Genomic DNA, 9,374 nt, shown 5'->3' on the forward strand with positions numbered 1-9,374 from the left:
TCGGCGCTGACCCGCATCGCGCAACTCACCGCCGACAACCCGCGTCAGCAGCTGCGCGGCGCCGCGCTGTCGCAACAGGCGGTGGAACGCATGCAACTGCTGGACAAGACTCTCACGGAATATCGCGCCGAGGGTTTCGAGAAGGCGCGCGAGCGCATGCAAACCGGCGTCTCCCACGCCAGCATGGACGCGCTACTCAAGCAGATCGATGCCATGGACGAAGAGGAGCGCACCCTGCTCAAGCAACGCCGCGACCTGGCCGACGGCGACGCCCGCGAGGCGCTGGCGGTCGGTACGCTGCTGGTGGCGGTTGCCATGGCGGGATTCTTCCTGCTGTGGCGGCGGGCGCGGCGCGAGGCGCGGGAGCGGCAGGCCGCCGACGCTGCGGTGCACGAAAGCGAACAGCTGCTCAAGCAGATTCTCGAGCTGCTGCCGGTGGGCGTGTTCGTCGCCGATGCCGCCGGGCATTTCACCCAGATCAACCCGGCCGGGCGGGAAATCTGGGCCGGTGAGCGTCATGCCAATCTCGAACAATATGGCGAACACCAGGGCTGGTGGCCCGATACCGGCCAACCGCTGGCCGCCGACGAGTGGGCCATGGCGCGCACGCTCAAGACCGGCGAAACCATCCGCGATGAGCTGGTCGACATCCGCTGCTTCGACGGCAGCCGCAAGACCATCACCAACAGCACCATGCCGATCCGCGACGCCGCGGGTCGCATCATCGGCGGCGTCGCCGCCAATGTGGACGTGACCGCGTTCAAGCGCACCGAACAACAATTGCGCGCTGCGGCACGCTTCGACGAAACACAGGGGCGGGCGCTGGCCCTGTTCGCGGCCAGCTTCGACCGCCGCCGGATTCTCGACGGTCTGCTGGCGCTGCTGGCAGACCGGCAGGCGTTTCCAGTCTCGGCGCTCTACGCTTTCGATGAATGGAGCGGGCGCTTCCGCTGCGAGGCGGCGCACGGCCTGGACGGTGCCGCCACGCGCGAGTTCGCGCTCGGCGAGGGTCTGCTCGGCCAGGCGGCGCAGACGGGGAAAACGATTGTGCTCGATGCGGCTGGTCTGACGCTGCAAACCGGGCTCGCCGATTTCACGCCAGCGCAGGTACTGATGATTCCGGTCGGCTACCAGGAGCGGCGTCTGGCGGTGCTGGTGCTGGCCACCAGCAGCGTGCTCGACGACAGCGACCGGCTGTTTCTCGATCGCCTGGCGGCACAGCTCGGCGTCGCCCTGCACAACTTGAGCCAATACAGCGATCTCAAACTGTTGGCGGAGCAGCTGCGGGCCAGCAGCGATGTCATCGCGACCAAGAACCTGCAACTGGAGGAGGCGAGCCGGATGAAGTCCGAGTTCCTCGCCAACATGTCGCATGAGCTGAGAACGCCGCTGAACGCCATCATCGGTTTCTCCGAGGTGCTGCGGGACGGCCTGATGGGCGAGCTGTCGCCACAGCAGAAAGAGTACGTCAATGACATCTTCACCAGCGGCGGCCACCTGCTGTCGCTGATCAACGACATCCTGGATCTCTCGAAAGTCGAGGCCGGCAAGATGACCCTGGAGCTCGAACCGCTGCCCGCGGCGACGCTGGTGCAGGCCGGCCTGCAAGTGGTGCGCGAGAAGGCCATGGCGAACCACCTGCGCCTGACGGTCGAGGTCGCCAGCGACTTGGGCGAGGTCTGGCTGGACGCGCGCAAGGTCAAGCAAATTCTCTACAACCTGCTCTCGAACGCCGTCAAGTTCACGCCCGAGGGCGGCGAAGTGCATGTCACGGCACGCCGCGTCGCACGCGAGGCGGTGCCGGGCGGCGGCTTTGCGCATTACCTCGAACTGGCGGTGCGTGACACCGGCATCGGCATCTCGGCCGAAGATCAGGTGCGGCTGTTCCAGCCCTTCACCCAGATCGACAGCACGCTGTCACGCCGTCACGAAGGCACCGGGCTCGGTCTGGCGATGGTCAAGCACTTGACCGAATTGCACGGGGGACTGGTGGCCCTGCAAAGTACGCCAGGCCAGGGCTCGACGTTCACCGTGTGGCTGCCGTGGCGCACGGAAAAGGAGACGTCGACCGATGCCCACAAGGCGTCGATGTCGGCGCCCGCGAGCGTGCGCGAAGGCGCCGCGCCGACCGGCTCCACCGGGGTGATCGGCGGCGGCCAGCCCCTGGCCCTGGTGATCGAGGACGACGACAAGGCCGCCGAGCTGCTGCGACTGCAACTGGAAAACGCCGGGTTTCGCATCGTTCGCGCCGCCACCGCCGAAGCCGCACTGGAACTGGCCACACGGGAGTGCCCCGACCTCATCACCCTTGACATCATGCTGCCCGACATGGATGGCTGGGAATTCCTGGAGCGCTTCAAGCAGCATCCGCAATTCGCGGCGGTGCCGGTAGTCATTATTTCCATCGTCGCCGACCGCAATCGCGGTGCCTCGCTGGGCGCCTCCCAGGTGCTGCAAAAGCCGGTCGGCCGCGAAGAACTGGCGCGCGCCCTGCTGGCGATCGGATTTCCCGCCAGCACCGACGGCGAGCGCCGCACCGTACTGGTGGTGGACGACGATCCCAAGGCCGTGCAACTGATTAGCGCCTATCTCGATCCGGCCGGCTACCGCGTGCTGCCGGCCTTCGGCGGACAGGAGGGCATCGACGTCGCGCGGCGCCAACATGTGGACCTGATCGTGCTCGACCTGATGATGCCGGAGGTGAACGGCTTCGACGTCGTGGAGGCCTTGAAGCGGGACGCGGCCACGGCGAAAATACCCATTCTCATCGTCACGGCGAAACAGATCACCACGGAGGATCGCACCCGGCTCAACGGCGCCGTGCAAAAAGTGATCGAAAAATCGGACTTCAACCACGGTCGTTTCATCGGCGAAGTCCGGCGGGCCATGACCGGAAAGGGGCAATGACATGGCACGCATCCTGGTGATCGAGGACAACCCGCCCAACATGAAACTGGCGGTGTTCCTGCTGGAAAAAGAGGGGCACGAAGTCCTGCAGGCGACCGACGCCGAAGAGGGCGTCGGCCTGGCGCGCGCGCGGCGCCCGGAGCTGATTCTGATGGACGTGCAATTGCCCGGCATGGATGGCCTGGCGGCCACGCGTCTGCTCAAGAGCGATGCCGCGACCCACGACATCAAGGTGGTGGCGGTGACCGCCTTTGCCATGCACGGCGACCGCGAGAAAATCGAGGCCGCCGGCTGCGACGGCTACGTTGCCAAGCCGATTCGCTACCAGGAGTTCCTGCAGGTGGTGAGGAACATGCTGGCCGGGTAGTGCTATGTTTTAAATAGCTGACTGCGCTTATTCCATGAGGGCTACAGGCCTAAATCATGCTTAATCTGGCGCATCCACCACTTCCGCCGCCGAGCGAAACGCCTCCACCGCTGCGGGCACGCCACAGTAGATGCTGGCGTGCAACAGCACCTCCTGAATCTCGGCCACCGTGGCACCGTTGTTCAGCGCGCCGCGCACATGGCCCTTGAGCTCGTGCTGCTTGCCTAAAGCGGTGAGCATGGCCACGGTAATCAGGCTGCGCGTTTTCAGATCCAGCCCCTCGCGTTGCCACACGTCGCCCCAGGCATTGCGGGTGATGTACTGCTGCATCGGCCGCGTGAAGTCAGTGACCTTGGCCATGGCGCTGGCCACAAAGTCTTCGCCCATCACCTGCTTGCGGGTGGCCAGGCCTTTGTCAAACTGTGAATCCATGTTTTTCTTCTCCTGAGAATTTGATTTGCGAAATGGCACAGAATGATGCCACCGAACTCAACAAGGACACACCATGGCCCGCTACCCTGCCCCAGAACTCAAAGACCTGCCTGACGACATCCGCGCAAAAGTGCTGGAAGTGCAGGAGAAAGCGGGCTTCGTGCCCAACGTGTTTCTGGCGCTGGCACGCCGTCCGGCCGAGTGGCGCGCCTTCTTTGCCTACCACGACGCCCTGATGCTGAAAGAGGATTCGGGCCTGACCAAAGGCGAGCGCGAAATGATCGTCACCACCACCAGCGCCGCCAACAAATGCCTGTATTGCGTCGTGGCGCACGGGGCGATATTGCGCATCCACGAGAAGAAACCGCTGGTGGCCGACCAGGTGGCGGTGAACTACCGCAAGGCCGACATCACGCCGCGCCAGCGCGCCATGCTGGACTTCGCCATGAAGGTCTGCCTACAGGCCGACCAAATTGAAGACGCTGATTTCGCCGCCCTGCACGCGCACGGCTTCAGTGACGAAGACGCGTGGGACATTGCCGCCATCACGGCCTTCTTTGGCCTCTCCAACCGCATGGCCTCGTTCAGCAACATGCTGCCGAATCCGGAGTTCTATGTGATGGGGCGGGCGCCCAGGGTCAAGTAATTGCTATATAAAACATAGCGTACTACGAATATTCCACGAGGGCTACAAGCTGATTTTATATAAAATCAGTTCACCAGCTCGCGCATCCAGTCAGGCAGCGTCTTCGCCTTCTGGCTCGGAAAATCGACCCAGATGGTGGTGGCACCGCCCGCCGCGTAGATCACCCCGGGCTTATCGACCCGTTCCATCGTGCCCCAGCTCTCGAAGGTGGTGCGCCCAGGGTCGCTCACATACATCTTCACCAGTACCTCGCCCGGGTACTCCAGCTGCTTGTAAAAGTTGCAGAACGCGTTGACGATCACCGGCCCCTCGCCCTGGGGGTCGGGCAGGCAGCCGATCGAATGCATCCAGTCAATGCGGCAGGTCTCCAGATAGCGGAAATAAATGGTGTTGTTGACGTGGTTCATGGCGTCCATGTCGCCCCAGCGGATCGGCATGCGCATTTCATACACGAGTTTTTTCTCTTCTGGAATCTCGATCTTCATGTTCTTTTCCTTGAATAACGGACGGTCTCATTCGCGTCGGCGAACGGTGGGCCAGCCCCATGGCGCCTGTCGCGCCGCAAACACTTCCATCACCAGCAGAGGCGCACCACGCCGCGTGAATACGGAGCGGCGCGACGGCAGCGACCGGGTCGCCAGCGCCTCAGCCGTCGCCTCTTGCCACGCCTGTGCCACAGCGCGCCGCAGCGGGCTGGCAGGCTTGAGTCTGGCAAATTCCAGCGGCGTGCGCGCCAGCCCCAAGCGCTTGAACAGCACATCGGCCAGCGGCCGCGTGCCCAGGCCCCGGATCGATCGCCAGGGCCCCAGAGATTGCGCATGCGCCGTCACGCTGCGGGCAAACACCACGGCCACATCGTCCACCCGCAACACCACCTCGCGCACATAGCCGGGCCGCAGGCCAGGCAAGCCCAGGGCGCGCGCCTCATCCGCGTGCAATTTTTGTCGGCCTTGCTTGAGCACCTGCACGCTGAAGGCCTGCCCGGCCCCGGCCAGCCGTGCACTGAGCGAGCCGGAGGCACCGACCCAGCGCCGCCGCGACCCGCGGTGCATATTGCGCGTCGTCCACGCCCTCATCGATACGCCTTGATGGAAGTCAAAATGCCCAGCGTGAACTAAACCGCGAAGCCGTCGTCGGCCGCAATCACCGCACCATTGATGAAGTGGCTCTCGTTGGAACACAGCATCACCAGCAAGGCATCCAGGTCTTTGGCGTGTCCGACCCGTTTGCGCGGCAGGGTCTGCACCAGCTTCTGGCCCGGCTCCGTCTTCCAGTTGTGGTGGTTGATCTCGGTGTCGATATAACCGGGGCAGATGGCATTGACGTTGATGCCGTGCTTACCCCACTCCAGCGCCATGGCTTTGGTCATCTGCACGACGGCCGCCTTGCTCATGCCGTAGACCCCGTTGCGGGGAAACACCCGCAAGCCCGCCACCGACGCAATGTTGACAATGCGCCCGCCGGTGTAGGTACCGGGGGCGGCACCTTTGGCGCGCGCCAGCATGCGCTTGCCAACCTCCTGCGCGACAAAGAAAGCGCCCTTGACGTTGGCGTTGAAGATATGGTCGTAATCATCTCCCTTCACATCCTGAAGGCGCTGCGTGGTGGCGACGCCGGCGTTGTTGACCAGAATGTCAATGGAGCCAACTTCGGTTTCGGCATGCGCCACCGCCGACTTGATGGAATCAATGTCGGTCACATCGAGCTCCAGCGCATGGGCGTCGCCGCCCTCGCCTTCAATCTCGGAGCGCAGGTCCTTGAGCCTGTCAACCCGGCGACTCGCCAGCACCACAGCAGCACCGGCACGCGACAGCGTTCTGGCAAACTGAGCCCCCAGTCCACTGGAGGCGCCCGTGATAAAAGCCACCCGGCCGGAAAGATCAATGCTGTAAGCCATTTAGAGAATCTCCACAAAACAAAAAGTTCGACCGTCTGATTGTGCCAATTCACCGAATAAAATCGGTCGCAGGATCGACAGCCCCTGGTCATGGTTTGAATACCAGCCACAACCCGATTATCAAGCGAGATACACCATGACAAACCAGGAAATTCTGGCCCAGTTCGGGCCCCGTGAAGCGATGGAATACGACGTCGTCGTCGTCGGGGGCGGCCCGGCTGGTCTGGCCACGGCCATCCGTCTCAAGCAACTGGCCGCTTCAAGTGGCAAAGAGATCTCGGTCGTGGTGCTGGAAAAAGGCTCCGAGCCCGGCGCCCACATTCTCTCGGGCGCCATCATGGACCCGATTGCCATGAACGAGCTCTTTCCCGACTGGAAGGCGATGGGGGCGCCGCTGAATCAGCCCGTCACCGATGACGCCATGAGTTTTCTCAGTGAAACAACCGGCTTTCGCACCCCCAACTTTTTACTGCCGCAGTGCTTCCAGAACCACGGCAATTACATCGTCAGTCTGGGCGCCGTGACGCGCTGGATGGCGCAGCAGGCCGAAAACCTGGGCGTGGAAATTTTCCCCGGCTTCGCCGCCGCTGAAGTTCTTTACAACGAAAACGGATCGGTCAAAGGAGTCGCCACCGGCAACCTGGGCGTCGGCAAGGACGGCGTGCCGGGTGAGAACTTCCAGATCGGCATGGATCTATTGGGCAAGTACACGGTCTTTGCCGAGGGCGCACGCGGCCATCTGGGCAAGCAGATCATCGCCAAATACAAGCTCGACGCGGACTGCGACCCCCAGGGCTATAGCATTGGCATCAAGGAACTGTGGGAGATTGACCCGGCCCGCCATCAGCCCGGTTTTGTCCTGCATACCGCTGGCTGGCCAATGGCAAGCGACACCTATGGCGGCGCGTTTCTGTACCACATGGAAGACAACAAAATCACCTTGGGTTTCATCACCGGGCTCGACTATGCCAACCCTTACCTGAGCCCGTTTGAAGAATTCCAGCGCTGGAAAACCCATCCCAATATTCGCTATTACTTTGAAAACGACAAGGGTGAAGTCACGGCCAAACGCCTGGGCTACGGCGCACGCGCCCTCACCGTTGGCGGCCTGTTGTCATTGCCCAAGACCGTGTTCCCCGGCGGCGCGCTGGTCGGCTGCGAAGCCGGCTACCTGAATGTGAGCCGCATCAAAGGCAGCCACGCCGCCATCAAGACCGGCATGCTGGCGGCCGAGGCGGCTTTTGAGGCCATCGTCGGCGGGCGCCAACACGACGAACTCAGCGCCTACCCCGAAGCCTTCGAGAAAAGCTGGCTCTACACCGAACTCAACAAGTCACGCAACTTCAAAGCCTGGTTCAAGAAGGGTCTGGCAGTGGGCACCCTGATGACCGGCATTGAGCAGTTTGCCCTCAAAGGCAACATTCCGTGGACCCGGCATCGCGACAAGCCGGACTATGCTTATCTGAAACCCGCCGCCGAGTGCCAGCCCATCAATTACCCGAAACCGGACGGCAAGCTCACCTTTGACCGCCTGAGCAGCGTGTTCCTCAGCAACACCAACCACGAAGAACAGCAGCCCTCGCACCTCACCCTCAAGGACGCTTCGGTGCCGGTGAAGATCAACCTGGCGAAATACGCAGGACCCGAGACGCGCTACTGCCCGGCCGGCGTCTACGAGTTCGTCAAGAACGCCGACAACACCGACCGCCTGCAGATCAACGCCCAGAACTGCGTCCACTGCAAGACCTGCGACATCAAGGACCCGACGCAAAACATCGTGTGGGTGACACCCGAAGGCGGGGGCGGGCCAAACTACGCAGGGATGTGAGTTCAGGGCAGCCGCCAGGCCCATTCAATTGGGCGAATCGCGAAATAGTAGAATCCTCGCAGTCAGGAGAGAGTCGCCCACGAGGCGGCCGCCGAAGGCGCAGGACGGCTGATTGCAGCGGTTTGAACGCTCAGGCAAAAGGACTGACAGGCGCTCACGGGTCGCACACCCCGTGAGCGTTTCCCCACTGGAGAGAGGTCAAACCGGAATTCAATCCGGCTTTTGGCCCACCGAAGGAGCAAACCGCAGTCTGCCCGCCGCTTGAGGCCGCGCAGACCCGGCGAATCTCTCAGGTAAAGCGGACAGCGGGGGCAGCCCATGGCTTTGACACCCCGTCAGACCGTGGAATTTGACTTGCCCCCTCCTGGAATTCGCTGATGACCACCACGCCCGACCATCTTTTAAAAGTACCGCTGAACGACCTGCATGTGTCGCTGGGCGCCCGCATGGTGCCGTTTGCCGGTTACTCGATGCCGGTGCAATACCCCGCCGGCCTGATGGCCGAGCACCACCACACCCGCACCTTGGCGGGCCTGTTTGACGTGTCCCACATGGGCCAGTTGCGCCTGGTGGGCCCCGACGCCGGCGCCGCCTTCGAGAGCCTGATGCCGGTCGATGTGATCGACTTGGGCGTCGGCAAGCAGCGCTACGGCCTGCTGCTCAATGACGAGGGCGGCATCATCGACGACCTGATGTTCGTGAACCGCGACTATGCCAACGGCGGCGACATTTTTGTGATCGTCAATGGCGCCTGCAAGGTCGGCGACATCGCGCACATCCAGGCCAAAATCGGCACGCGCTGCCAGGTCATCCCGATGCCCGAGATGGCCTTGCTGGCGCTGCAAGGCCCGCAGGCCGTCACCGTCCTGCTGCGCCTGTGCCCCGGCGTCGAGAAGCTGGTGTTCATGACCGGTGGGCAGTTTGATGTCGCTTGCGGCAGCCAAACCGTACCCTGTTTCATCACCCGCAGCGGCTACACCGGGGAAGACGGTTTCGAGATTTCGGTATCCGCGACGCAAACCGAAGCCTTGGCGCGCGCCCTGCTGGCACAACCCGAAGTCAAGCCGGTGGGACTGGGCGCACGCAACTCACTGCGGCTCGAAGCCGGCCTGTGCCTCTATGGCAACGACATCGACAGCAGCACCACACCGGTCGAAGCGGGTCTGAACTGGGCGATGCAAAAAGTGCGGCGGGCCGACGGTGCGCGCGCCGGTGGATTCCCGGGTGCTGCAAAAATAATAGCGCAACTCGCAGTTGGCACGGGGGCCCCAGCCCGAAAACGTGTGGGCTTGATGGC

General features: G+C 63.0%; 9 protein-coding genes and 2 riboswitches. Of the genes, 5 read left to right on the forward strand and 4 right to left on the reverse strand.

All coding sequences use genetic code 11. From position 1 onward, the window contains the following. Positions 1-2,907: response regulator (locus B3V69_RS05805; protein ID WP_296444651.1), on the forward strand; the 2,907-nt coding region annotated here is incomplete at its 5' end. A 1-nt stretch (position 2,908) separates the two neighbouring features. After that, positions 2,909-3,274 (forward strand): response regulator, encoded by a 366-nt coding sequence (locus B3V69_RS05810; protein WP_296444652.1) that lies wholly within the window; start codon positions 2,909-2,911, stop codon positions 3,272-3,274. Between the two features lie 60 nt (positions 3,275-3,334). Here the strand turns inward: B3V69_RS05810 and B3V69_RS05815 are convergent, their stop codons facing one another. After that, positions 3,335-3,706, reverse strand: a complete 372-nt coding sequence (locus B3V69_RS05815) for a carboxymuconolactone decarboxylase family protein (protein WP_296444654.1) — start codon at positions 3,704-3,706, stop codon at positions 3,335-3,337. Between the two features lie 73 nt (positions 3,707-3,779). On the opposite strand from B3V69_RS05815, the gene B3V69_RS05820 reads away from it, so the two are divergent. Continuing rightward, complete coding sequence (locus tag B3V69_RS05820; protein WP_296444656.1) at positions 3,780-4,352, forward strand: peroxidase-related enzyme; 573 nt, start codon at positions 3,780-3,782, stop codon at positions 4,350-4,352. A 65-nt stretch (positions 4,353-4,417) separates the two neighbouring features. Here the strand turns inward: B3V69_RS05820 and B3V69_RS05825 are convergent, their stop codons facing one another. The 3 genes from B3V69_RS05825 to B3V69_RS05835 are packed head-to-tail and all read right to left on the reverse strand — an operon-like array spanning position 4,418 to position 6,249. Further along, entirely contained in the window at positions 4,418-4,837 is a 420-nt protein-coding gene (locus tag B3V69_RS05825) for an acyl-CoA thioesterase (RefSeq protein ID WP_296444660.1), read from the reverse strand. 27 nt (positions 4,838-4,864) lie between these two features. Continuing rightward, a complete protein-coding gene (locus tag B3V69_RS05830; protein WP_296444662.1) occupies positions 4,865-5,428 on the reverse strand; it encodes a chorismate--pyruvate lyase family protein in 564 nt (187 codons plus the stop codon). A 38-nt stretch (positions 5,429-5,466) separates the two neighbouring features. Next, entirely contained in the window at positions 5,467-6,249 is a 783-nt protein-coding gene (locus B3V69_RS05835) for an SDR family oxidoreductase (protein ID WP_296444664.1), read from the reverse strand. A gap of 136 nt (positions 6,250-6,385) precedes the next feature. On the opposite strand from B3V69_RS05835, the gene B3V69_RS05840 reads away from it, so the two are divergent. Further along, a complete protein-coding gene (locus B3V69_RS05840) occupies positions 6,386-8,077 on the forward strand; it encodes an electron transfer flavoprotein-ubiquinone oxidoreductase (protein ID WP_296444666.1) in 1,692 nt (563 codons plus the stop codon). 53 nt (positions 8,078-8,130) lie between these two features. Continuing rightward, positions 8,131-8,233: riboswitch (glycine riboswitch) on the forward strand. Positions 8,234-8,254: 21 nt separating this feature from the next. After that, positions 8,255-8,393: riboswitch (glycine riboswitch) on the forward strand. Between the two features lie 61 nt (positions 8,394-8,454). Beyond that, the coding region (gene gcvT, locus B3V69_RS05845) for a glycine cleavage system aminomethyltransferase GcvT (protein WP_296444668.1) at positions 8,455-9,374 on the forward strand (920 nt) is incomplete at its 3' end.

Origin of the sequence: Rhodoferax sp. UBA5149 (assembly GCF_002413825.1) — a bacterium.
Lineage (GTDB): Bacteria > Pseudomonadota > Gammaproteobacteria > Burkholderiales > Burkholderiaceae_C > Rhodoferax.

Excerpts from the sequence above, each read along its gene's own strand:
- B3V69_RS05810 (WP_296444652.1), top strand. The coding sequence starts at position 2,909 with ATGGCACGCATCCTGGTGATCGAGGACAACCCGCCCAACATGAAACTG.
- B3V69_RS05815 (WP_296444654.1), bottom strand. The coding sequence starts at position 3,706 with ATGGATTCACAGTTTGACAAAGGCCTGGCCACCCGCAAGCAGGTGATG.
- B3V69_RS05820 (WP_296444656.1), top strand. The coding sequence starts at position 3,780 with ATGGCCCGCTACCCTGCCCCAGAACTCAAAGACCTGCCTGACGACATC.
- B3V69_RS05825 (WP_296444660.1), bottom strand. The coding sequence starts at position 4,837 with ATGAAGATCGAGATTCCAGAAGAGAAAAAACTCGTGTATGAAATGCGC.
- B3V69_RS05830 (WP_296444662.1), bottom strand. The coding sequence starts at position 5,428 with ATGAGGGCGTGGACGACGCGCAATATGCACCGCGGGTCGCGGCGGCGC.
- B3V69_RS05835 (WP_296444664.1), bottom strand. The coding sequence starts at position 6,249 with ATGGCTTACAGCATTGATCTTTCCGGCCGGGTGGCTTTTATCACGGGC.
- B3V69_RS05840 (WP_296444666.1), top strand. The coding sequence starts at position 6,386 with ATGACAAACCAGGAAATTCTGGCCCAGTTCGGGCCCCGTGAAGCGATG.